This window comes from Azohydromonas lata, from assembly GCF_034427735.1.
GTDB classification, from domain to species: Bacteria; Pseudomonadota; Gammaproteobacteria; order Burkholderiales; family Burkholderiaceae_C; genus Azohydromonas; species Azohydromonas lata.
Genome location: NZ_JAXOJX010000048.1, coordinates 13736 through 35638, shown reverse-complemented (window position 1 = coordinate 35638; position 21903 = coordinate 13736). Strand labels below are relative to the sequence as shown.

At 68.7% G+C, this 21903-nt stretch carries 21 protein-coding genes; 11 read left to right on the top strand and 10 right to left on the bottom strand.

The features are described 5' to 3' along the window. Positions 1-1029 carry a ParB/RepB/Spo0J family partition protein gene (locus tag SM757_RS24135; protein WP_066337322.1) on the top strand — a complete coding sequence of 343 codons (1029 nt, stop codon included), beginning with the start codon at positions 1-3 and terminating at the stop codon, positions 1027-1029. 239 nt (positions 1030-1268) lie between these two features. Here the strand turns inward: SM757_RS24135 and SM757_RS24130 are convergent, their stop codons facing one another. The 3 genes from SM757_RS24130 to SM757_RS24120 form a co-directional block, all read right to left on the bottom strand. Continuing rightward, positions 1269-3245: a tyrosine-type recombinase/integrase gene (locus SM757_RS24130; protein WP_322467346.1), complete on the bottom strand. Its 1977-nt coding sequence runs from the start codon at positions 3243-3245 to the stop codon at positions 1269-1271. 205 nt (positions 3246-3450) lie between these two features. Next, on the bottom strand, positions 3451-4872 hold the full coding sequence (gene hemN, locus SM757_RS24125) for an oxygen-independent coproporphyrinogen III oxidase (protein WP_218011468.1): 1422 nt from the start codon (positions 4870-4872) through the stop codon (positions 3451-3453). A 4-nt stretch (positions 4873-4876) separates the two neighbouring features. Further along, on the bottom strand, positions 4877-5566 hold the full coding sequence (locus tag SM757_RS24120; RefSeq protein WP_066337318.1) for a Crp/Fnr family transcriptional regulator: 690 nt from the start codon (positions 5564-5566) through the stop codon (positions 4877-4879). Between the two features lie 377 nt (positions 5567-5943). On the opposite strand from SM757_RS24120, the gene SM757_RS24115 reads away from it, so the two are divergent. After that, a complete protein-coding gene (locus SM757_RS24115) occupies positions 5944-6921 on the top strand; it encodes a Bug family tripartite tricarboxylate transporter substrate binding protein (RefSeq protein ID WP_407655801.1) in 978 nt (325 codons plus the stop codon). A 564-nt stretch (positions 6922-7485) separates the two neighbouring features. Here the strand turns inward: SM757_RS24115 and SM757_RS24110 are convergent. After that, the gene (locus tag SM757_RS24110; protein ID WP_066337315.1) at positions 7486-7968 is read right to left on the bottom strand and encodes an Lrp/AsnC family transcriptional regulator; all 483 of its coding nucleotides are present in this window, start codon (positions 7966-7968) and stop codon (positions 7486-7488) included. A gap of 146 nt (positions 7969-8114) precedes the next feature. Here SM757_RS24110 and SM757_RS24105 point away from each other — a divergent pair, with 146 nt between their 5' ends. From SM757_RS24105 to SM757_RS24090, 4 genes are all read left to right on the top strand, one after another. Then, on the top strand, positions 8115-8426 hold the full coding sequence (locus SM757_RS24105) for a 4a-hydroxytetrahydrobiopterin dehydratase (RefSeq protein ID WP_322467345.1): 312 nt from the start codon (positions 8115-8117) through the stop codon (positions 8424-8426). Positions 8427-8448: 22 nt separating this feature from the next. Next, on the top strand, positions 8449-9366 hold the full coding sequence (gene phhA, locus SM757_RS24100) for a phenylalanine 4-monooxygenase (RefSeq protein WP_322467344.1): 918 nt from the start codon (positions 8449-8451) through the stop codon (positions 9364-9366). Beyond that, positions 9363-10067: an SDR family oxidoreductase gene (locus SM757_RS24095; protein ID WP_066337309.1), complete on the top strand. Its 705-nt coding sequence runs from the start codon at positions 9363-9365 to the stop codon at positions 10065-10067. The genes phhA and SM757_RS24095 overlap by 4 nt, the downstream gene beginning before the upstream one ends. A 123-nt stretch (positions 10068-10190) precedes the next feature. Next, entirely contained in the window at positions 10191-10787 is a 597-nt protein-coding gene (locus SM757_RS24090) for a shikimate kinase (protein ID WP_322467343.1), read from the top strand. Positions 10788-10902: 115 nt separating this feature from the next. On the opposite strand, the gene SM757_RS24085 is transcribed toward SM757_RS24090, so the two are convergent. Next, positions 10903-11535, bottom strand: a complete 633-nt coding sequence (locus SM757_RS24085) for a hypothetical protein (RefSeq protein ID WP_322467342.1) — start codon at positions 11533-11535, stop codon at positions 10903-10905. A gap of 10 nt (positions 11536-11545) precedes the next feature. Between SM757_RS24085 and SM757_RS24080 the strand changes: the two genes are divergently transcribed. Together SM757_RS24080 and ppk2 are read left to right on the top strand one after the other, a co-directional pair. Then, positions 11546-12199 (top strand): PEP-CTERM sorting domain-containing protein, encoded by a 654-nt coding sequence (locus SM757_RS24080; protein ID WP_322467341.1) that lies wholly within the window; start codon positions 11546-11548, stop codon positions 12197-12199. Positions 12200-12402: 203 nt separating this feature from the next. Then, positions 12403-13584 (top strand): polyphosphate kinase 2, encoded by a 1182-nt coding sequence (ppk2, locus tag SM757_RS24075; protein ID WP_322467340.1) that lies wholly within the window; start codon positions 12403-12405, stop codon positions 13582-13584. 19 nt (positions 13585-13603) lie between these two features. Here the strand turns inward: ppk2 and SM757_RS24070 are convergent, their stop codons facing one another. From SM757_RS24070 to SM757_RS24055, 4 genes are all read right to left on the bottom strand, one after another. Further along, positions 13604-13927, bottom strand: a complete 324-nt coding sequence (locus tag SM757_RS24070) for a hypothetical protein (protein WP_066337302.1) — start codon at positions 13925-13927, stop codon at positions 13604-13606. A gap of 49 nt (positions 13928-13976) precedes the next feature. Further along, on the bottom strand, positions 13977-14603 hold the full coding sequence (locus SM757_RS24065; protein WP_322467339.1) for a class I SAM-dependent methyltransferase: 627 nt from the start codon (positions 14601-14603) through the stop codon (positions 13977-13979). 26 nt (positions 14604-14629) lie between these two features. Then, positions 14630-15244: a YitT family protein gene (locus SM757_RS24060; protein ID WP_238455795.1), complete on the bottom strand. Its 615-nt coding sequence runs from the start codon at positions 15242-15244 to the stop codon at positions 14630-14632. A 150-nt stretch (positions 15245-15394) separates the two neighbouring features. Next, complete coding sequence (locus tag SM757_RS24055) at positions 15395-15865, bottom strand: MarR family winged helix-turn-helix transcriptional regulator (RefSeq protein ID WP_066337296.1); 471 nt, start codon at positions 15863-15865, stop codon at positions 15395-15397. A gap of 96 nt (positions 15866-15961) precedes the next feature. Between SM757_RS24055 and SM757_RS24050 the strand changes: the two genes are divergently transcribed. Continuing rightward, positions 15962-16627, top strand: a complete 666-nt coding sequence (locus SM757_RS24050) for a YbhB/YbcL family Raf kinase inhibitor-like protein (RefSeq protein ID WP_066337294.1) — start codon at positions 15962-15964, stop codon at positions 16625-16627. A 25-nt stretch (positions 16628-16652) separates the two neighbouring features. Here SM757_RS24050 and SM757_RS24045 read toward each other — a convergent pair whose 3' ends face one another. After that, entirely contained in the window at positions 16653-17792 is a 1140-nt protein-coding gene (locus SM757_RS24045; RefSeq protein ID WP_322467338.1) for a response regulator, read from the bottom strand. 175 nt (positions 17793-17967) lie between these two features. On the opposite strand from SM757_RS24045, the gene SM757_RS24040 reads away from it, so the two are divergent. Further along, the gene (locus SM757_RS24040; RefSeq protein ID WP_322467337.1) at positions 17968-18834 is read left to right on the top strand and encodes a response regulator; all 867 of its coding nucleotides are present in this window, start codon (positions 17968-17970) and stop codon (positions 18832-18834) included. A gap of 243 nt (positions 18835-19077) precedes the next feature. Next, a complete protein-coding gene (locus SM757_RS24035; RefSeq protein ID WP_322467336.1) occupies positions 19078-21903 on the top strand; it encodes an ATP-binding protein in 2826 nt (941 codons plus the stop codon).

The window sequence follows — 21903 nt, the reverse complement described above, 5'->3', positions numbered from 1 at the left end:
ATGAGTCTCAAGAACAAGGCCGCCAAGCTGGATTTCAGCAACCTGCCCGGGCTTGGGCCCGAGAGCGACGCGCCTGCCCGGCCCAAGACGGCCCCGGGCGCGATGATGGCGTTTGCCAACGACGCGCGCTCGGAACTGCTGCGCGAGAACGAGGCCCTGCAGGCCAAGGCCCAGCAGGCACAGGCACTGCAAGGCCAATTGGACGAGGCGCTTGCCGATCTGCGCCAATGGGACGGCGCCAAGGCCACGCGGCTGATAGACACGGCGTTGATACGCCCAAGCCGCTGGGCCAACCGCCATGAGCTCAATTTCAGCTCGCCGCAGTTTGAAAAGCTCAAGGCCGAAGTGGCTGACGCGGGCGGCAACGTCCAGCCCATCAAGGTCCGGCCCGTGGCCGAGCCGGCGGACAGTTTCGAAGTGGTGTACGGCCACCGGCGGCTGGAAGCCTGCCGGCAATTGGGCCTGCCTGTGCTGTGCTTGGTGGACAACATCGAGGATCGCGCGCTGTTCATAGAAATGGAGCGCGAAAACCGGGGCCGCAAGGATTTGTCGGCCTGGGAGCAGGGCATGATGTACCGGCGCGCCCTGGACGCCGGCTTGTTCCCTTCGCTGCGGCAACTGGCCTCGTCCATCGGGGCGCAACCCGGCAACGTCAGCACCGCGTTGCAGATCGCCGCTCTGCCGGACGAGGTGGTACAGGCTTTCCCCTCGCCGCTGGAGCTTCAGTTCCGCTGGGTGGCACCGCTGAAGGCCGCGCTGGAGCACGACGAAGCGGCGGTCCTGGAACGTGCCAAAGGCCTGGCTGCGCAGTCGCCTCGTCCCGCTGCCCGCGACGTGCTGGCTTGCCTGACCGGCCAGGGCGAAAAAGGCCAGCTGACACGGCAGACCCGCTACACCCAGAGCGGCAAAACGGTGGGCTCATGGGACAAGGATGCCCGCGGCAACGTCACGCTGCGCTTCAAGGCAGGGGCGCTGACGGCCGACAAGGAAAAGCGCTTGCTGGAGCTGTTGGGCAAGTTCTTCGATTGACGGCCGATAGCCGGTCTAGGCTTGAAAATCCATACCAGGGGCCTGCGGGCCCCTTTTTGTTGGGTGGGTGTTCTACGGTAGAACACCCGCAGCCTTGGCCAGGCGGCCCTGGATGTATGGGTGATACCGACGCGCTTGCTGAGGCATGGCTGCCCGCCCGGTGAAGCGCGGCAGGCGCGAACGGGTGGTGCAGTGGGTACTGGGTGTTCTACGGTAGAACACCTCTGCGTGTGGGGCCGTCAACCCGCCTTGCGGCGCCGGTGCAGCTTCTCCAGCTCCAGCACCATTCGGGACCGCTCCGTGCTCAGGTACACGGTGGTCGTCGACAGGCTGGCGTGCCCCAGCGCCTGCTGGAGAACCTCCACCGGCACTTGCGCCGCGGCGCCCTGGCGCGCAAAGGTATGGCGCAGCCAATGGGTGGAGGCCGCCTGGAAGCGGCCGGCATCGAGCCCGTTGATCAGATGCGCCTCTGCAGCGATGCGCTTGAAAAAGCGCTTGAGCGTGCGGTAGAGCCCGCTGGCGCCCAACGCGCGGCCACCGGCGCCGCGGACCTGCAATTCGGCCCTGCCGCCGGCGGTGGCCACCCACCGGGGCGGTGCATCGGCCAAGGTGCACACCAGCGGTGCCGGCGAGGGCAGCGCTCCCATGGACGAGGCGTCGGCATGGTGGCGCGCGACGAGTTGCGCCAAATCATCGGCAAGGGGCACCTCGCGCTGCTTGCCCCCTTTGCCCTCCACGGTCAGCAAGACGGCTTGCCGAGCTTCTTGGCCGATGGCGACGCTGCGCAATGAAGCGGTCGTGGCTCCGGCGATTTCCGACAAGCGCAGGCCTGTGCCGGCGAGCAACTCCAGCACCATGCGCAAGCGGCGTTGTTCCGCCCCCGCCGGCACCTGTCCCCGGCCATGGGCCGCCGCTTCTTCCAGATCGACCTGGGCACATATGAATGCCCATTCCGCATCGGTGAAGGAACGGTCGATGTCCATGCGTGAGGCCGTCAACGCCGCGCGCTTGTTGACCGCGCGCAGCGGGTTGCCGACCAGATAGTTCGCGTCGCGCAAACCGTCAAACAAGGCTTGCACCACGACCAGCGCCTGCCGTTGCGATGCGGGGCTCAAGGGACCGCGGAAGGGCCGCCAGCCCATGTCGTCGCGCGTGACGACGCCGGCCGCACACCACGATGCCGGCGGCTGCCGGATGAAGTCACGGTAGGCCTGTGCGTCCAGGCTGTCTATGGACGACAGCGGCTTGTCCCGCTCCAGCAGGCACCACAGGTAAAAGCGCTCCACCTCCTTGCGGTAGGCACGCAGCGTGGCGGGCTTGTCCCGGAACTGCGAGAGCCAGGCCTCCACCGCTTGCCGGTCGTCGTGCGCGCCCAGGTGGTTGGGCATGCGCGTGGCAAACAAGCCAGGTGCGGCCGAGCCACCCGCCAGGCGCTGCGGCACCGCCAGCCGCTCCCAAGGTACGAGGGCCCACCGGGGCGGCGTGTCTATTGTGGCCAGGGTGGCGGTGCGCAACGCCGCACGCCGTTGGGGCGGGTGCAGGACGTCCTCCCGCAGTGCCGCATCGCTGTGGGCCACCATGGGTTTGAGCCAGTCCAGCAGCGCCTGCGCCCGCGTGGCCCCCAACCCGCGAACGCGGCGCCACCAGTTCGCGCCATGGGCGTTGGCCGTTTGGGCCAGGGCTTGCACGGTGGCAATGCCGGCTTCCCGCAGCCGAGTGGCCAGGACAGGCGACAACCACCAGGACAACGTGTCCGCCGGGGCAGGGCGGCGGGACAGCAGGCCCTCGATCCGAAGCAGGGCACGCAACGGCCCGGTGCTGTTCGATACCGCCGCGGCAGGCGAGGGGAGAGCGGTTTCCGGGGGGCTGTCCAGGCCGAAGAACTCGCGGTACTCGCGCAACAGGTCCTGCTCGGACCAGCCGTCGCTGTCCAGGCCGTGTACGGCTGCGAAGTCGTCCAGGCTGGGCAGGGCTGTGGCGCCGGGGCCTTGCGGGGCTTGGGCGAGCAAGGCCAACTCCGCCGTGATGCGCTCGTCCTCGGCCAGCGTCAAGTTCAGGGCCTGGGCTTCGCGCAGCACGCGCTGCATGAGCAAGGCCCGCTGGCGCTCGATATGGCGAGAGTGGTTGCTGACCTCGCCAAAGGCCAGATACCGCTCCCAGGCTTTCCTGACGTCCAGCCCCTGCAGGCATCCCCTGAGGAAGGCGAAGTGATGCACGCCCAAAGGCTGTTGCTCGCGCAATACCTTCGTACGTGCACCCCGTGGCCGGCCCGCAGCGGATTTCCTTGGCGGCTCAATGGTTTGCATCGGCTCCCGGTGCCCGTCATTCCAACGGCACGCCGTTTTTGCTATTTAAGTAGCGGCATGATAATGAGAGTTATCAGGACGCAGTCAAAGAGCAAAAATTATCGCGCTGCCTTCTTCAGACCATGCGAGAGAAGCGCGGACGCGACGTGGCGGCCTGCAAATGGCGGTCGAAGACGCTGGCGACGGCGCGTATGAGAAACCAGCCCGCCGCCGTGACGCCGATGCGCCGCGCCTGCAGCGTCACCAGCCCCGACTGCGCCAGCGGCAGCAGCGCTTGCAACTCGCGCTGGAAGTAGTCCTCAACGCGGATGCCGTGCTGCTGCTCGACGGCGTCGAAGTCCAGGCCGCCCCGGCACATCAGGGCCATGATCACGTCGCGCCGCAGCCGGTCGTCCGCATCGAGCTCGTAGCCCCGCTCCACGGGCAGCTCCTGGCGCTGCAGGCTTTCGTAGTACGTGGGCAGCGTTTTGGCGTTCTGGTAGTAGGTGCCGCCAATGCGGCCTATGGCCGACACGCCCAGGGCCACGAGGTCGCAGTCCGGCTGCGTGCTGTAGCCCTGGAAGTTGCGGTGCAGGCTTCCCTGGCGCCGGGCCACGGCCAGCGGGTCGGCCGGCAGCGCGAAGTGGTCCATGCCGATGTGCTCGAAACCCTGCGCCAGCAGCCCGTGGATGGCGTCGCCCAGCATGGTGATGCGCTGCGACGGGCTGGGCAGATCCTGCTCGTGGATGCGGCGCTGCGGCTTGAAGCGTTCCGGCAGGTGCGCGTAGGCATACAGCGCGATGCGGTGCGGGCGCAGCTCGCCAATCTGCTGCACGGTGCGCGCAAAGCTCTGCGGCGTCTGCTTGGGCAGGCCGTAGATGAAGTCGGCGTTGATGGAGGCAAAGCCCAGTGCCCGCGCGCCGTCCATGAGCTCACGCACGGCGTCAAAGGATTGCACGCGGTGCACCGCCTGTTGCACGTCGGGATCGAAGTCCTGCACGCCAAAGCTCAGCCGGTTGAAGCCCAGGCCGCGCAGGTGCGCCAGGCGTGCCGTGCTCACCGTGCGCGGATCGACCTCGATGGAAATCTCCGAGTCCGCCGTGAACTGAAAGCGCGCGGCCAGTGCCGACATCAGCCGTTCGAGCTCGGCATCGGACAGGAAGGTCGGCGAGCCGCCGCCGAAATGCAGTTGCGACACCGGCCGTCCCGTGCCCAGCAGGGACGACACCAGCGCCAGCTCCGCCTCGAGCGCATCGAGGTACTCGGCGGCGCGTTCATGGTGGCGGGTGATGATCTTGTTGCAGGCGCAGTAGTAGCAGATGGATTCGCAAAACGGAATGTGCACGTAGAGCGAGAGCGGCGCGTTCGCGCCGGCAGCCGGCAGCGCCGTGAGGGCTTGGGTCGCCTGTGCCGGGCCAAACTGGCCGTGGAAGCGGTCGGCCGTGGGGTAGGAGGTGTAGCGCGGGCCCGGCTTGTCGAAGCCGCGCAGCAGCTCTTCGGTGAGCAGCGTGCGGGCATCCTGCAGCCCTTGGGCGGTGGAAGAGGGCGGGCAGCTCATGGCGTTACTGCAGGCCATGGCGTGCCAGGCGCTGTGCGTCGACGATGCGGATGTCGCGGCGCTGCACCGAGATCATGTGGCCGGCCTCCAGCTCCGCCAGCACCCGGGAGAAGTACTCCGGCGTGATGGACAGCCGCGAGGCGATGGTGGCCTTGCTCACCGGCAGCGACACCAGCGAGCCGCCGTCCTCGCAGGGCCTGCGTTCGCGCAGCAGGTAATTCACGACGCGCTGCGTGCCGCTGTGCAGCGCGTAGGCCTCCACGTCGCTCATGAGGCCGTGCACCTGCTCCGACATGCCCGCCAGCAGCCGCAAGGCCAGCCGCGGGTCCCGGGCCACTTCGGCCAGCAGCGCTTGCTTGCGCAGCGTCAGCACCAGCGTGTCGCCCAGCGCCGTGGCGTTGACCGAGCAGGGCCGCTGGCCGAACACCAGCGTCTCGCCGAAGCTGTAGCCCGCGCCGACCAGCCGGATCACCTTTTCCTGGCCGGAGGCCGAGATGGCGTGCAGCTTGACCTGGCCCGTGACCACGACGTGGAAAGCGTCGCAGGGGTCGCCGCAGCGAAACACTGGCTCGCCGCGCGCGTATCGCGTGAGCTGGCAGTCTTCGGCCAAGTGCTGCAGATCGGCGGGACGGCAGTCGCCGAACAGCGGGAGCACGGAGAGATAGCGCGGGGTGTCGAAACGGCTCAGGTCCATGGGCCGTGACTGTCCGCGTTGCGGGCGCGCGTGCCCATTCTTCGGTCGGACAGGCGGCGTGAGCGAAAAGGAGGATGCGGGCGCCGGCGCGCATCGTTCCAAGGAACTATGGGGGCCGGTGGGGGCCGGTGGGGGCCATGGGCGCCGCGAGGCCGTGGCCGCCAGGGCCGGCATCGGGGCAGGCCTTGGCGCCGGCGCAACGCTTTCACTCGGGATAAACCCGGAAACCGTGGGGAAAATCCGCGCAAGGCGCCCCGCGATGGCGGCTTGCGGGCGCCGTGGCGGCCACACTGTCAGGCGCGACCCGCGCCGTCATTCACGAGTGACCAGAAAGCGCGGGCGACCACACCGCTCAGTACCCAACGAGGAGACCCCCCATGAACGCCATGAAACTGCTGGCCGGCGCCGCGCTGGCCGCTTTTTCGCTGCTGGGCGCCACGGCGCACGCGCAGGATTTCCCTTCCCGCCCCGTGCGCATCATCACGCCCTTCCCGGCAGGCGCCGGCCCCGAGGCCGTGGTCCGCCTGGTGGCCGAGCGGCTGCAGAAGAAGTGGGGCAAGCCCGTGGTGGTGGAGAACAAGCCCGGCGCCAACGGCTTCATCGCCATCGACACCTTCAAGCGCGGCTCCACCGACGGGCACGATCTGATCCAACTGGACAACGTGCACCTGGTGGCCTATCCGCACCTGTTCAAGAAGCTGCCCTACGACCCGGTCAAGGACTTCGATCCGCTCGTGCCCCTGTTCAAGACCTACTTCTTCGTCGGCGTCTCCAACGACAGCAAGTACAAGACGGTGGGCGACATCCTGGCCGACGCCAAGGCGCGGCCCACGGCGCTGAACTACGGCTCCTGGTCGGTGGGCAACCCGGTGCACCTGGGCTCGGCGCTGTTGGAGTCCATGACCAACACACAGATGCAGCACGTCATCTACAAGGAGACCTCTCAGCTCTACACGGCCGTGGCCACGGGCGAGTTGAACTTCGCCCTGGGCTCCATGGCCACCGCGGGCCCGCTGCAGCGCTCGGGCAGGCTGAAGTTCATTGCCGTCACGGCGCCCAAGCGCCACCCCGCCTTCCCCGACGTGCCCACGGTGGCCGAGTCCGGCGGCCCGGCCGGCTATGAGGTCACGGGCTGGACCACCATCGCCGCGCCTAAGGGCCTGCCCAAGCCGACAGCCGAGCGCATACAGCGCGACATCGAGGAGGCGCTGGCCGACCCCGAAATCAAGCAGCGCTACGCCACCTTCGGCTACGACCTCTTCCCCGCCACGCGCGAGCAGTTCAACAGCTTCATCGCGGCGGAGTCGGCCAAGTACGCCGAGGTCATCAAGCGCGCCAAGGTGTCGCTGGATTGAGCTGAATTTTCACCAGGCCGCTTCCAACCTCCAGCGCCCGGCCATCGCCCGCGTCGGCACAAAAAAAAGCGCCGGTCCAAAACTTCCGGACCGGCGCATCACAGGAGCGCTACTCCGCGCTCACTCCCTCGCTAAAGCACAACCCCCGTTGACCACAGGCTGCGTGAGCCGCGGTTGCGCAGCGCCTGGTGCGCCGCCTGCCGCGTCCGCTGGCCTGTTTTCAAGCGAGACATGCTGTATTTCGGAAAGGCGCGGGGAGGCTGTACGGGACCTGTTTCCGAATGTCATTCCGCTGTCCGCGCCCTGGGGTGACGGCCCGCATGCCATGGGCAAGGCGCCCCACGCAAGCGCCCGGATTTGCCGGCGCGCAACGGGCGTGACGCAGTTCCCGCGAACAGCCCGGCTCAAAGGGCCCGCCGAGCGCTGCCCGGCCGGATGGGCGCCCTGTGACGGGCCTAACAGCGCCCGGGCTGCGTACCGCAGACGTCCAGTCGATTTATCAAATGGATACGACCGTCACGGTGTGATTCGCCCAAGCGTTGTGGCGGCGGGCGGGTGGGCCCTTCAGACCGGCACGACGGTCGTTTCCTTGACGTGGTCCAGCACGAAGCTGGTCTTGACGTCCTTCACGCTGGGATGGCGCAGCAGCGTGTCCATGACGAAGCGCGAGTAGTGCGCCATGTCGGTGACGACCACGCGCAGCAAATAGTCCATTTCGCCGGTCAGGGACACGCACTCCACCACCTCGGTCCAGCTCTGCACGGCGGCGGTGAAGTCGTCCATGGGGCTGCGCTTGCCGGCGTCGCTGCGCTTTTCCATGTGCACGTTGATGTAGGCCGTGAGGCCCAGCCCCACGCGGGCCGGCGACACCAGCGCGGCGTAGCCGCGTATCACGCCGGCTTCCTCCAGGCGCTTGACGCGGCGCAGCGTGGCCGAGGCGGACAGGCCCACCCGCGCGGCCAGGTCGTCGTAAGTAATGCGGCCGTCGGACTGCAGCGCGGCCAGGATGCGCCGGTCCAGCGCATCGAGCTTGAAAGCGTCTGTCATGGACTCAGTCTTGCAGGAAAACTGCGCTTGGCAGGGATTGACGCCTGAAGTTTGCAGAAAAACTGCGCCCCACCATCTCTACAGTCTTTCCCAAGGCGCCGCGACCGAAGACGGCGCATCCCGTTGAAGACACAGGAGACACCTGCATGCGCACACTCGGCCCCGACGCCATCGCGTCGATTTCCCGCACGCTGCCGGGCTGGCAGTTCGACGCCCGGCGTGGCGGCACGCTCAGCCGCGAATTCGTTTTTGATGATTTCGTGCAGGCTTTCGGCTTCATGGCGCAGGTGGCGCTGGCTGCCGAGCGGCTCAACCACCACCCGGAGTGGAGCAACGTCTACAACCGCGTCGCCGTGACGCTGACCACGCACGACGCGGGCGGCCTCACCGAGCTGGACGTGGAGCTGGCCCGCGCCGCCGAGCGCGCGCTGGCCGCCGTCGCTGCGGTGGCGCGCTGAAAAGCAGCGAAGGAGTGACGCCATGCCATCGACGCTGAGCCGACCCGACGCCCCGCCCGCCGCCGTGAAGCACGGTTTGGCTGCCGCAGAAGCCTGCAGGCCGCAGCGCCCCGACTGGACCATCGACCAGGGCTGGGAGCGCTACACGGCGCAGGAACATGCCGTGTGGAAGACGCTGTTCGAGCGCCAGATGAAGCTGCTGCCCGGCCGTGCCTGCGACGAGTTCGTGCAGGGCATGCGCGAGCTGCCCATTGGCGCCGACGAGATTCCGGACTTTCGCCGCCTGTCGGACGCGCTCATGCGCCGCACAGGCTGGCAGGTGGTGGCCGTGCCGGGGCTGGTGCCGGACGACGTGTTCTTCGAGCACCTGGCGCACCGCCGCTTTCCGGCCGGCCATTTCATTCGCAAGCCGCACGAGCTGGACTATCTGGAGGAGCCCGACGTCTTCCACGACGTGTTCGGCCACGTGCCCATGCTGATGAACCCGGTGATCGCCGACTACATCCAGGCTTACGGCGAAGGCGGCCTGCGCGCGCACCGCCTAGGCCAGCTCACCCGGCTGGCGCGGGTGTACTGGTACACGGTGGAGTTCGGCCTGCTGCGCCAAAAGGACGGGCTGCGCATCTACGGCGCGGGCATCGCCTCCTCCAGCACCGAAAGCATGTTCGCGCTGGACAGCGCCTCGCCCAATCGCATCGGCTTCGAGCTGGAGCGCGTCATGCGCACCCGCTACCGCATAGACGACTTCCAGGAAAGCTACTTTGTCATCGACGACCTGGAGCAGTTGCTGGAGCTGGCGCGCATCGACTTCGCGCCGCTGTATGAAAAGCAGTCCGGCGCGGCCGAGCTTTGCCCCGGCGACGTGCTGGACACCGACCTCGTCATCACCCGCGGCAACGGCAGCTGGCACGCCGGCCGCGCGCAAGGAGCGCTGAAATGAGCCCTGCAGCCCGTGTCGTGCTGATCACCGGCGCCGCCGGCCACTTGGGCCGCGCCGTGGCGCGGCATTTCATGGAGGCCGGCGACCGGTTGGTGCTGGTGGACCTCGATGCGCAGGCGCTGCGCGAGGCCTTCGGCGAGGACGGCGGGCAGCGGCTGCTCGCCGCGGCCGACCTGCTGCGGCCCGGCGCCATGGAGGGCGTGGTGCGTCAGGCGCTGGAGCGCTTCGGTCGCATCGACGTGCTGTGCAACCTGGCCGGCGGCTTTCGCATGGGGCCGGCCGTGCACGAGCTGGCCGAGGCGGACTGGGATGCGCTGCTGGACCTCAACGCCCGCACCGTGCTGCACGCCGTGCGCGCGGTGGTGCCGCACATGCTGGAGCGCGGCAGCGGCAAGGTGGTCAACGTGGGCGCCCACAGCGCGCAGCGCGGCGTGGCGCAGATGGGGGCGTACACGGCGTCCAAGAGCGTGGTGATGCGGCTGACCGAGGCCATGGCCGGCGAGCTGCGCGGGCGCGGCATCAACGTCAACTGCGTGCTGCCCAGCATCATTGACACGCCGGACAACCGCCGCGACATGCCGCAGGCCGACCCGTCGCTGTGGGTGGCGCCGGCGGACCTGGCGCAGGTCATGGGCTTTCTGGCCTCGGATGCCGCGCGCGCCGTGCACGGCGCCTGCGTGCCCGTCACCGGACTGTCCTGAAGCGGCGCGCCGGCCCGCGCGGGCCGGCGTGGCGTGCGGGGCAGGCACAATGGCGGGCCGTTTTTTGTTTCAACGCAGGGCGGCCCGCCGTGCCCCCGGGCGCACCGCCTCCATGCCGCAGCCATGACGTCTTTTCTTCTCAGCCTGGTGGGCATGCCCGGCGCCGGCAAGACCACCATAGGCCGCCGCCTGGCGCGCGAGTTGGGCGTGCCCTTCCACGACAGCGATCACGAGATCGAGCGCCGCATCGGCGTACCCATACGCGAGTACTTCAGCCGCCATGGCGAGCAGGCGTTCCGCGACCTGGAGCACGCCGTCATCACGGACCTCACGCAAGGCGTGCGCGGCGTGCTGGCCACCGGCGGCGGCTCGGTGCTGCGCGAGGCCAACCGTGCGGCGCTGCGCGGCGCCGGCACGGTGGTGTACCTGCACGCCACGCCGCAATCGCTGCACGAGCGGCTGCGCCACGACTTGAGCCGTCCGCTGCTGCAGGTGGCCGACCCGCTGCAGCGCCTGCACGAGCTTTTCAGCCAGCGCGACGAGCACTACCGCAGCAGCGCCCACCTCGTTCTGGACACCGGCCACGGGCGCATTGGCCGATCCGTGCACGAGTTGCGCTCGCAGTTGCAGCGCAGCTATCCCTTTCTGCGCCCTGCCGTCCCGCAAGAGCTGCCCAAGCCGTTCCATGGCGTTCACCCGCGCAGCGCCCGCGAGCGCTGAAAGGCAGCCGACAGACACGTCAGGTTGCGACACAAAGGCGTAACAGAGTCTTCACAGTCCATCCACGCTTTCCCTAGGCCGGCCTCGCACCATGGCTGCATGCAGCGCCGGTATTTCACCGGCCAGACAAGAAGTCGGCAGGTGGACCAATGGTGGTGGGCAAGCAGTACAAGTGGACGCAACTGGTGAGCGTGGCCGTGCTGGCCGGTGCCGCGGTGTCGGCCCAAGCCGCCTCGTCCAAGGCCGCAGCCAACTCGCAAGGCTCGGCCAATGCCTCGGCCACCGGCCAGGCCAATGCGTCCAGCTCGTCGGTGCTCAACGGCGGCACGGCTGCGGCAACGAGCACTTCCACCTCCAACGGCAACGGCAACGGCAACGGCAACGGCAACGGCAACGGGAAAGGCAGCTCGTCTTCTTCGTCCGGGTCCGGCAATTCGTCGAGCAACGCCGGTAGCACGGATTCCTCCAACTCGGCTTCGAACGGCAACAGCGGGTCGTCCTCGTCGGGGTCCGCCAACTCGTCGAGCAACGCCGGCGGCACCGGTTCTTCCGCCTCGGCGTCGAACGGCAACAGCGGATCGCCCGCGTCCGGGTCCGGCAATTCGTCGAGCAACGCCGGCGGCACGGGCTCTTCCAGCTCCGCGTCGAACGGCAACAGCGGGTCGTCCTCGTCGGGGTCCGCCAATGCGTCGAGCAATGCCGGCGGCACGGGTGCTTCCGGCTCCGCCGGTTCGGCCTCAACGTCCACCGGAACGGTGGTGACCTCGGCGGGTACCGCCAGCGGCGCTGCGGCCGCCGCGGCCACGCCCGGCGGCATCACCTACGGCGTGGACGGCTTCAACAACCTGGCCGCGGCCAATGCTTTCTACGGGCTGGTCAGCGGCAACGACAACACCGGCATCAACGGCCTGGACACTTCCTGGGGCGGCGGCTGGACGCTGGCGGCCAAGGACAACACCGACAGCGGCGACGACGTGGCCAACCGCGTCCTGGGCATCGCCTTCTCCGTGAACGCCGGTGCCAAGGCCAGTGCGGGGCAATGGACGCTCAACGGCAGCGGCCTGACTTCCGGCTCCCTGCTGCTGGACATGGTGGCCGTGCTCAAGTCCAGCACGCAATACGGCCTGTACTACTTCCACGACGTCATTTTTGACGGCGCCGTCGGCGGCGACTGGCTCTCTCCCAGCTTCAACGGCAACGGCGTGCGCCAGGACTTGTCGCACCTGAGCATCTACGTGCGGCCCGGCAGCGAGCAGCCGGTCCTGTCGCAGCCGCAAGGCGGCCTTGCCAACACCGCCGGCGGCAGCGCCGCCATGCCGCATGCCGTGCCCGAGCCCGGCACGCTGGCGCTGCTGAGCGCGGCGCTGGTGGCCATGGCTGCGATACGGCGCAAAGCCCTGCGGCGCGGCTGACACCGTTCGAGCAACGACGCGGCGGCGCTCAGCGGGCTGCCGTGTTGATTGGGCCGGCCCTTGCCGGCCCTCTTTTTTTGGGGTGCCGCCGGCTGCGAGGGCTGACCCGCAGCCCCTTGCCGGATTGACCCGCCTCAAACAGGGGGGCCTGCGCCGGGTCGAAGATGACGCGGTAACGACAACGACCAGGAAACGTCTTCGCCATGCCACAGGAACCCCGTCACGACGCTGCCAGCTCTTCCCAAGCCAACGGGTCGCGCCGCCGGCGCGCGGGCGCCAAGGTGCGCGCCGTGGAGGCCGGCGACACGGTGCCCGTGCTCACCGACCGCGGGGTCGAGCACGACAGGGTGGCGCGCGGCACCTCCGAGGCCGGCACGGTGCAGACCCTGGTGGTGCAGGACCTGCTGGAGCGCCGCGCCCGCGGCGGGGCGGATGCGCAAGCAGTGCATGAGGAGTTGCGTGCGCTCATAGACGGCGCCTCGCCCGACGAGGTGCATGTGCTGCGGCAGGCGCTGTTCAAGCGCGATCCGGCGCCGCTGGACCAGTCCGACCCCGACACCGAGCTCGCCCCCGGCTGGCGCGAGGGCAAGTACCCCTACAAGAACCTGCTCTCGCGCAAGAGCTACGAGAAGCAGAAGTACAGGCTGCAGGTGGAGCTGCTCAAGCTGCAGGCCTGGGTGAAGGAAACGGGGCAGCGCGTGGTGGTGCTGTTCGAAGGCCGCGACGCCGCGGGCAAGGGCGGCACCATCAAGCGCTTCATGGAGCACCTGAACCCCCGCGGCGCGCGCGTGGTGGCGCTGGAAAAACCCAGCGAGACCGAGCGCGGCCAGTGGTACTTCCAGCGCTACATCCAGCACCTGCCCACGCGCGGCGAGATCGTGATGTTCGACCGCAGCTGGTACAACCGCGCCGGCGTGGAGCGCGTCATGGGCTTTTGCTCCGACCAGGAGTACGAGGAGTTCATGCGCCAGGCGCCGGAGTTCGAGCGCCACCTGGTGCGCTCAGGCGTTCACCTCTTCAAGTTCTGGTTCTCGGTGAGCCGGGCCGAGCAGCGCCGCCGCTTCAAGGAGCGCCAGGCGCATCCGCTCAAGCAGTGGAAGCTCAGCCCCATCGACATGGCCTCGCTGGACAAGTGGGACGACTACACCCGCGCCAAGGAGGCCATGTTCCTGAGCTGCGACACCTCCGACGCGCCGTGGACCGTGATCAAGTCGGACTGCAAGAAGCGCGCGCGGCTGAACGCCATGCGCTACCTGCTGCAGCGCATGCCCTACGCGCAGAAGTCGCTGGAGGCCATAGGCCCGGTGGACCCGCTCATCGTGGGCCGGCCCTCGCTGGTGCCCAGCCGAGGGGACGACCAACTGGCGGCCAGCAACGGCGCCTGACGGGTCAGACCCGGCCGGCTCACGCCGGCGCCTGCAGGGCCTCGAACCAGTCCCGGTAAGGCGTGTTGCGCACCAGGCGCCGGTTGTGGTCCGGCGCGCCGTCGCTCCACCACGGCGGGCCGCGTTCGCCGAGCGCCACCTTGGCGGCGTCCACGCGCTGGCGCGCCGAAGCCAGCGCGGCCGGGTCCGCGTCGCGCAGGGCGCGGCGCACCGCGGAGCGCGCCTGCATCAGTTCCGAGACGAGGCCTTGGCGCCTGGGCTCGTCCAACTGCGGATTGGTGCAGCGCCACAGGCGGCCGCGCACCACGAAATAGCGGCCGTCCGGGGTGACCGGGTAAAGCATGCGTTGCTGCCGGCAAGCGCCGGGCCGGGTGGCGCCGGCTTGGCGCGCGTCAGGCCGCGGTGGCCTGGCCGACGAAGTTGAACGTCAGCATCTTGGGCCAGGCGACGTAGCCGCTTTCCATGCGTGCCGAGAAGCCAGCCTGCGCCAGCAGCCGGGGCACGTCGCGGGTGAGATGGCAGCCGCCGGCCAGGCGGCGCCAGTAGGGCTCCAGTTGCGCCTGCCGGCGCGCCACGCGTGCGTCCGGCGCCAGGCCGTGCTCCGCGAACAGCAGCCGCCCGCCCGGGCGCAGCACGCGGCGCATCTCGCGCAAGGCCTGCTGCGGGTCCGATACGGAGCACAGCGTGTAGGTGCAGACCACCGTGTCAAAGCTGCCGGACGGCACGGGCAGCGCCTCGGCCGAAAGCTGCAGCAGCTCCACCGGCAAACCCAGGCGGCGGCTGCGCCGGCGCGCCAGGGCGTGCATTTCGCTCGCCGGGTCTATGCCCACCAGTTGCCGCACCTTGCCCGGGTCGTAGAAGCCCAGGTTGAGCCCGGTGCCGATCCCGACCTCCAGCACCCGCCCGGTGGCCAACGGAACGACCTTGCGCCGCTGCCGCGCGACGGGTGACAGGCCACAGGCGAAGTCCACCAGGTAGGGCAGGACGTGCCGGTCGTACCAGGAAGGCGTGCCAGTCATGGCCAGAGGCTCCGGTGGTTGCGCCCTCAGGCCGCCATGTAGCGCCCGGGCTTGTGGTTGAGCGCCAGCACCAGGTTGAGCATCACCGCGCCCAGCACCGACAGCGCCACGCGCTGCACGTCGGCCACGGCCAGCGCGGCCAGCACGATGCAGGCGTCCACCGCCATTTGAAACGTGCCGGCATTGACCTTGCCCCGCTCCTGCAGCACCAGCGCCAGGATGCCCAGGCCGCCCACGCTGGCCTGGTGGCGAAACAGCACCAGCATGCCGCAGCCCATGAGCAGCCCGCCCATCACCGCGGCGAACAGCGGCTCCACATGCTCTATGCCTATCCAGCGCGGCAGCCATTCGCTGAGCACCGAGATCGCGCTCACGCACACGAGGGTCTTGAGCGTGAACTCCATGCCCTTGCGACGCCAGGCCAGCACGTAAAAGGGCAGGTTGATGGCGAAGAACCAGGCGCCGAAGGACCAGTCCGAGGCGTAATGGCCCAGGAAGGCCATGCCCGCCGTGCCGCCGGTGAGCAGGCCCACCTTGCGGAACAAGATCAGGCCGAAGGACAGGAAGAGCGAGCCGGTGAGCAGCGCCATCACGTCGTCGCGGTGGCGGTGCATGAGCAGGGCGCGGGAAGGGGAGGTCACGGTAGTCACTGCAGGTAGGGAAAAGCCGGCGCTTGGGGCGCGCCGCATGGCGGCCATGGTGAGCACCGCGGCCGCCGCGCGGTTTGATTCGGCTCAAGCCGAAGCGCTGCGAATGGTAGATCGTATACGCACGTAACGCCGGCCGGCGCTTCAGGCCCGCGCGGCGCGTGCGACTTTTTGCAGCAGCTCGATGAGGATGGCGCGCTCGGCCGCGCTGAGTGCGCTCAGCACCTCGCGCTCCATGTCCATGGACAGGGCGTGCGCCTTGAGCGCGAGCTCGCGGCCCGCGTCGGTGAGCGAGACGATTTGGGCGCGGCGGTCGCTGTCGCTGCGTGCGCGCTCGATGAGGCCGCGCTTTTCCAGCCGGTCCAGCAGCACCGTGACGGCCGGCGCCACCATGGCCAGCGCCTCGGCGAGCTGCTTGGGTGTGGTGGCCGGGTTGAAGGCCAGCAGCACCAGCGAGCTGAACTCCACGGGGCTGAGCTCCAGCGGACGGCCGATGTGCTCGGCAAAGGCGCGGCGCGTGGGCACGTCGGCGCGGGCGATCTGGTAGCCCAGCAGGTGTTGCAGGCAGCTCTGGTCCAGGCCGGGGGTCTTTTGCTTGTCTTTGGAAGCAGGCATCGGGGGAGTGTAGCTAGGGGTTACGGCCTCGGCACCGTCACGGCCGGCCCCGGCCCGCTGCTTGCCACAGGGCTGGGCCAACCCGGACTTCCCGCCATGCTTGAAAAACTCCCCGACCTCGTCGGCGCGGCCCTGAGAGGGCAGCGCGCCGGGCTGGACCAGACGGCTTTCGTGCGCGTGCCGCTGCGCGCGGGCCAAGGCGCCATCGAAGTCACCAGCCTCGCCTTCGCCGACCATGCGCCGCTGCCGCCGCGTTTCACCGCCGACGGCGAGGGCCATTCGCCGCCGCTGCAGTGGAGCGGCGTGCCGCCGGGCACGGCCTCGCTGCTGCTCATCGTGGAGGACGCCGACTCGCCCACGCCCCACCCGCTGGTGCATGCCATCGCCTACGACATCCCGGCCGATGAGGCGTACCTGGCCGAGGGCGCCCTCAATGGCGACGCCGCCGACGCCGGTGAGGCCACCGGCGCGGCGCCTCGGCTTGGGCGCAATTCCTATTTGCGCTCGGCCTGGATTCCTCCGGACCCGCCGCCCGCCCACGGCGTGCACCGCTACGCCTTTCAGCTCTTTGCCCTTGGGCCCGGCGTGCAGTGGAGCGGCACGCCCGGACGCGACGCGGTGCTGGAAGCGCTGGCGCAGCACGCCCTGGCCAGCGGCTGCCTGATCGGCACCTACGAGCGTCACGACACCAGCGTGCGGGACGACGACGCGGCCGCCGTCGCCGTGCCGGCACCGGTGCGCCCGGACCTGGGCACGCCCTGATGCAGCAGGCGGGCGCGGCGCCGGCTCAGGCGAGCGGGTACCAGCCGCGCAGCACGGCAATGACTTGCGGGAAGCGCAGCAGGTCCACGGCGCGGTCGAGCTCGTCCAGGGCCGCGTGGCCGTGGCACGCGGCCAGCGCCGGGCGCAGGGCGTGGTACAGGCCAAGGGCGTCCATGTCGCCGGCGGCCAGCGTGCTCAACAGGTCGCGGACCCGGGCCGCATCGATTTCGGCCGGCACCGCGGCTGCCGTGCCGTAGGGCCGGTCCACCTCGGCCGGCAGTGCGGCCAGCAGCTCCTGCAGGGCCATGCCCAGGCCTGCCAGGGCGGGCTCTATGCCGCGGCGGCTGACGCCGTCGCGCAGCGTATCCTCCAGTTGGCCGGCAAAGGCGGCCACGGTTTCGGCGCACACGTTGCCGGCCAGGCCACGCAGCCGGTGCAGCCGCGCCGCGGCGCCGGTGAAGTCGCCGCGCGAGAGATCGTCGCGCGTGCGCTGCGGCACGTCGCCGAAGTCGTCGCGCAGCGAGCGCAGCATGCTCAGGAACAGCATGCGGTTGCCTTGCAGCCGCTGCGCCGCCTGCGTGGTGTCCACGCCGGCGACCATGGGCAGATCGCCTTGCGGGCGTGGCGCGGGTTGCGCTTGAGCCACCGGTGCTGGGACTGCCTGGGTTTCGGCCCAACCGCGCCCGGGCAGGTGGCGCAGCAGCGCCTGGACCAGCAGTTCCAGCCTGATGGGCTTGGCAATGAAGTCGTCCATGCCCGCTTCCATGGCGGCCAGGCGCTGGTGCGGCAGGGTGCCGGCGGTCAGGGCGATCACGGGCAGCGCGGCCAGCGCGGGATCGGCGCGGATATGGCGCGTGGCCTGCAGCCCGTCCATGACGGGCATCTGCACGTCCATGAACACGCCGTCAAAGCCGGTGCCGGCGGCCACCGCGTCGCGCAGCAGCGCCAGTGCCTGCAGCCCGTCTTGCGCACCTTCGCATTGGGCGCCTTCGACAGCCAGCAGCCGGCTGGCGATTTCGCAGTTCATCTGGCCGTCGTCCACCACCAGCAGCCGCAGCCCGGCCAGGCGCCGCCCCGGCTTGGACGCTGCCACGGCGGCTCCCACGCCGCCGGCCAGGATACTGCGCGGCTTGCTCGGGAAAGGCTGGGGAGGGGGTTTGTTCACGGAAAAGTGCGTGAAAGCATCAAAAGCCGGCGCTGCAATACTTCTCGGGAAGATTAAATACTTTTGCGCCTCATTGCCCGCGTTATACTGCCCAAGCAAATCATACAGAGCAGCTGATCCTGGTGGTTGCGATTGCCAGCGAAATTTTTTCTTTTGCCGTATCTCTAATATATACATGACCATGGTCAGCAGTCCGTCCATCCTTCTCATTGACGACGATCCGAAGCAAATACAGTTTCTGGCGGCCATCCTGCGCCGCCACGATTACCGTGTGTTTGCAGCGCTGGACGGCAGGGACGGCTTGGCCAAGGCGGCGGCCAAGCCGCCCGATTTGATCCTGGTGGATCTGTACATGCCCGATATTGACGGACAGGCGACGATACGTCTGTTCAAGGCGCATCCGACGCTGCAGCATATTCCATTGATTTGCCTCACCGTTTCAAACCATATTGATGACAAATTGAGCGCCTTCGAGGCGGGCGCCGTCGATTACATTACCAAGCCGTTTGATCCTGAAGAGGTGTTGGCGCGGGTACGTGTGCATTTGCGGCTGCATCAGGCGGGCGCGCCTCAGCCGGTTTTGCCGCCGCCGCCGGCGCCGTCCGTGGAGGGGTCGCCGCAGCCATGGGAAGAACGCCTGGTGACTCAGGCCCAGTCTGTTTTGCTGCGGGAAATGGGCAATCCTCCTTCGCTGGCGGAGTTGGCCCAGCGTGTGGGCACCACACAGCGGCATTTGAGCCATGAATTCCGGCGCCAGGTCGGTGTGGCGGTATTTGCCTGGTTGCGTGAAGAGCGCCATCGTGAAGCGTGCTTTCGCTTGTTGCATACCAGCCAGCAGCTCAACCAGATCGGCCACCATATTGGCTACCAATCCGCAGCGGCTTTCACCAATGCGTTTCGCGCGCGTTTTGGCATGACGCCCAGCGACTACCGGCGAGCCGCAGGCGTGCGGGTGCCGGAGGCGGACGCCGCTGCGGCGGACGAGGGCGGCCGGGCCCAGGGTGATGAGGATGTGGATGCCGGCGGGTACGCCGCCGGTTGAGCCGGCTGCGCAATGTTGGATCGCAGGGCCGCTGGCCGGGCCGAAAGAAATTGCGGACGGTAGGTTGCGCGGGCTCGGGCATTCCTGATAAATGCCACTTATTTCACGAAGCCTCGTGTTTAGTGATGGCGTGGCATTTCTTTTCGGCATCTGTGGTGCAAAATTTTCGCGGACTTTGCGGATATTCTCTGCCCGCACTCTTTTGAGTTTGCTCCCTTGTCCGTCTCTCGGATTGCCGGTTGAATGAATCCAATGGCCTATCCCGGTGCCGCAGAGGAAGCGGAATCCGCGCTGCCTTCGCCGCGGTACATGGCCATGGCGCTGGTGCTGGGTGCCGCACTGATCTGGTTGTATCCGGTCAACCGGACATGGTTTCATTTTTTGGCCGAATTGCTGCCGTTGATACTGGGCTGCGCGATGTTTATCGTCGCACAGCAGACAGGCAGACTGGCCCGGCATGCTTTCGTGCCCTGCATGGCGGCCGCATTCTTCTGGGCCAGTGTGCTGGGTATATTCCAGTTGGCCGCGGCGGAGCGGCTTGTGAATATTCCAGCCTTGCCCGGCCAAGCGCCCTGGCTGCTGGAGCTTTGCTCGCACACCCTGCTGGCCTTGGGCCTGCTGGCGGCGCCGGGCCGCCGTCCGGGAAGCTTTTTGGAAAAATGGTTTCCAGCCGGCTTGGGCCTTGTTGCCGCACTGCTGGTGGCGATGGTAGGCCTGGATTGTTTTCCAACCCTGTTCGTCGAAAGTGGCCTGTTCTCGCCACTCAAAATTGCATGGAACTGGATGCTGGTCGTGGCCTACGCTGCGGCGGGCTGGCTGTTTTATCAGCAGCGGTCCAAGGCGGAGTTTGGGCTGCACCACGCCATGCTGGCCATCATTTTTCTGCTGGTGATCTCGGAGCTGAGTTTCTCCACGCAGGAAAATGTTTTCGGCCTTTTCGACATCGTCGGCCACCTGAGCCAGCTTGGGGCCTACTGGCTCATGCTCGCCGTCGTCAACCATCAGTTGCTGCTGCTGCCGCGGCGCATGCTGCGCCGCCAGACGCAACTGCTGCAGGACGTGACTTCGCGCGTGCCCGGGCTGGCCTGGCAACTGCAGCGCGGCGCCGACGGCAGCTATCGCTTCACCTTCGTGAGCGCCGGCGCAGCCGATATCTTTGAGCTCACCGTCGAGGAGCTCCTGGCCGATGCCGCCCTGGGCTTCGCGCGCATCGTGCCGCGGGACCGCGAGCAACTGCTGTCGGCCATGGAGCGCTCCAGCGCCAGCCTCACGCCGTGGAAGCTGGAGTGGCAGGCCGTGCTGCCGCGCCAGGGCCGGCGCTGGCACCGCGGGGAATCGTCCATCCCCGTGATCGAGGCCGACGGCGGTTGCCGTTGGGTGGGCCATGTCCAGGACATCACCGAGGAAAAGCTGGTGGGCCTGGAGCTGGCGCGCCACCGCGACCACCTGGCCGCGCTGGTGCGCGAGCGCACGGAAGAGCTGCAGCAGTCCATGCTGCAGACCGAGCAGGCGGCGCGGGCGCGCACCGAGTTCCTCTCCAACATGAGCCATGAGATCCGCACGCCGCTCAACGCCGTGCTGGGCGTGTCGCAGATTGCCTTGCGCGACCACCGCTCGGCCCCCGCGCGCCACTGGCTGCGGCAGATCCACGAGTCCGGCCACCTGCTGCTCATGCTGGTCAACGACATCCTGGACATGGCCAAGATTGACGCCGGGCGGCTGGAGCTGGAGGCGCGGCCGGTGCGGCTGTCGGCCGTCATCCAGCGCGCCATGCGGCTCACGTCGCACCGCGCGCACCAGCAGCAACTGGAGTTTGGCGTGCAGTGCGCGCCGGATTTGCCCGCGGCCATCCTGGCCGACGAGACGCGGCTCACGCAGGTGCTGGTCAACCTGCTGGGCAACGCCATCAAGTTCACCGAGCGCGGCAGCGTGCACATGACGGTGTCGCGGCTGCCCGCGGGGCAGTGGCTGCTGTTCGCCATCGAGGACACCGGCATCGGCATGAGCCCGCAGCAGTTGCAGCAGCTCTACAAGCCCTTCGTCCAGGCCGACGCCTCCACCACGCGGCGCTTCGGCGGCACGGGGCTTGGGCTGTCCATCGCCAAGCGCATCGTGGACCTGATGCGCGGCAGCATCGACGTCTCCAGCCAAAGCGGCCGCGGCTCGTGCTTCACGCTGCGCATTCCCTTCACCGAGGCCGAGCCGCCGGCGCAGGAGCGCGCCGAGCCCCTGCCCGGCATGCGCCGGCTGCAAGGCCTGCGCATCCTGGTCGCCGAGGACGATGCGGTGAACCAATGGGTGCTGCGCGACCTGCTGGAGCAGGAAGGCGCGGCCTGCCGCATGGCCGGCGATGGCCTGGCGGCGCTGGCACTGCTGGAGTCCGGCGAGCCCTTCGACCTGCTGCTCACCGATGTGCAGATGCCGGGGCTGGACGGCTACGACACGGCGCGGCGCAGCCGCGCGCTGCGCGCGCAACTGCCCATCATCGGCGTCACCGCCTACGCACTGCCTCAGGAGCGCCAGCGCTGCCTGGACGCCGGCATGGACGAGCACGTCACCAAGCCCGTGGACGTGGACGCGCTGTGCGCCGCCATTGCGCAGGTGCTGGCCCGCCGCGGCGTGGCCTTGCCGCCCATGCCCGCGCCGATGCCGGTGCCGCAGCCCGCCGCGGGCGCGGTGCCGGCGGCGCCCGGCGGCGATGTGCCCGTCCTGGATTGGGCGGCCCTGTGGCGGCGCCTGCGCCGGCCCGCGGCGGTGCAGCGCCTGATGCAGACGCTGCTGGCCGAGCACGGCGCCACGCCGGCGCGGCTGCGGGAGGTGCTGGCGGCCGCCGACGTGGACGAGGCCTCGCGCCTGGCGCACAGGCTCGCCGGCGTCAGCGCCACCGTGTTTGCCGCCCCGACCCACGCGGCCGCGCGGCGGTTGGAACAAGACATCCAGAGCCGCGGTGTGCTGCAGCCTCAACCGGTGCAGTCGCTGGCCGATGCCCTGCAGTCCCTGCTTGACGCTGCGCGCGCGGGCCTGGACGACCTGGATGCGACCCGAACCTGGAACCGAGAGGTGAGCTGA

What these genes read in the sequence shown, in the direction of transcription:
- SM757_RS24050 (WP_066337294.1), top strand. Translation starts at nt 15,962, where the DNA reads ATGCTTGAAAAACTCCCCGACCTCGTCGGCGCGGCCCTGAGAGGGCAG.
- SM757_RS24110 (WP_066337315.1), bottom strand. Translation starts at nt 7,968, where the DNA reads ATGACAGACGCTTTCAAGCTCGATGCGCTGGACCGGCGCATCCTGGCC.
- SM757_RS24135 (WP_066337322.1), top strand. Translation starts at nt 1, where the DNA reads ATGAGTCTCAAGAACAAGGCCGCCAAGCTGGATTTCAGCAACCTGCCC.
- SM757_RS24055 (WP_066337296.1), bottom strand. Translation starts at nt 15,865, where the DNA reads ATGCCTGCTTCCAAAGACAAGCAAAAGACCCCCGGCCTGGACCAGAGC.
- hemN (WP_218011468.1), bottom strand. Translation starts at nt 4,872, where the DNA reads ATGAGCTGCCCGCCCTCTTCCACCGCCCAAGGGCTGCAGGATGCCCGC.
- SM757_RS24070 (WP_066337302.1), bottom strand. Translation starts at nt 13,927, where the DNA reads ATGCTTTACCCGGTCACCCCGGACGGCCGCTATTTCGTGGTGCGCGGC.
- SM757_RS24115 (WP_407655801.1), top strand. Translation starts at nt 5,944, where the DNA reads ATGAACGCCATGAAACTGCTGGCCGGCGCCGCGCTGGCCGCTTTTTCG.
- SM757_RS24040 (WP_322467337.1), top strand. Translation starts at nt 17,968, where the DNA reads ATGACCATGGTCAGCAGTCCGTCCATCCTTCTCATTGACGACGATCCG.
- SM757_RS24090 (WP_322467343.1), top strand. Translation starts at nt 10,191, where the DNA reads ATGACGTCTTTTCTTCTCAGCCTGGTGGGCATGCCCGGCGCCGGCAAG.
- SM757_RS24095 (WP_066337309.1), top strand. Translation starts at nt 9,363, where the DNA reads ATGAGCCCTGCAGCCCGTGTCGTGCTGATCACCGGCGCCGCCGGCCAC.
- SM757_RS24035 (WP_322467336.1), top strand. Translation starts at nt 19,078, where the DNA reads ATGAATCCAATGGCCTATCCCGGTGCCGCAGAGGAAGCGGAATCCGCG.
- phhA (WP_322467344.1), top strand. Translation starts at nt 8,449, where the DNA reads ATGCCATCGACGCTGAGCCGACCCGACGCCCCGCCCGCCGCCGTGAAG.
- SM757_RS24105 (WP_322467345.1), top strand. Translation starts at nt 8,115, where the DNA reads ATGCGCACACTCGGCCCCGACGCCATCGCGTCGATTTCCCGCACGCTG.
- SM757_RS24065 (WP_322467339.1), bottom strand. Translation starts at nt 14,603, where the DNA reads ATGACTGGCACGCCTTCCTGGTACGACCGGCACGTCCTGCCCTACCTG.
- SM757_RS24120 (WP_066337318.1), bottom strand. Translation starts at nt 5,566, where the DNA reads ATGGACCTGAGCCGTTTCGACACCCCGCGCTATCTCTCCGTGCTCCCG.
- ppk2 (WP_322467340.1), top strand. Translation starts at nt 12,403, where the DNA reads ATGCCACAGGAACCCCGTCACGACGCTGCCAGCTCTTCCCAAGCCAAC.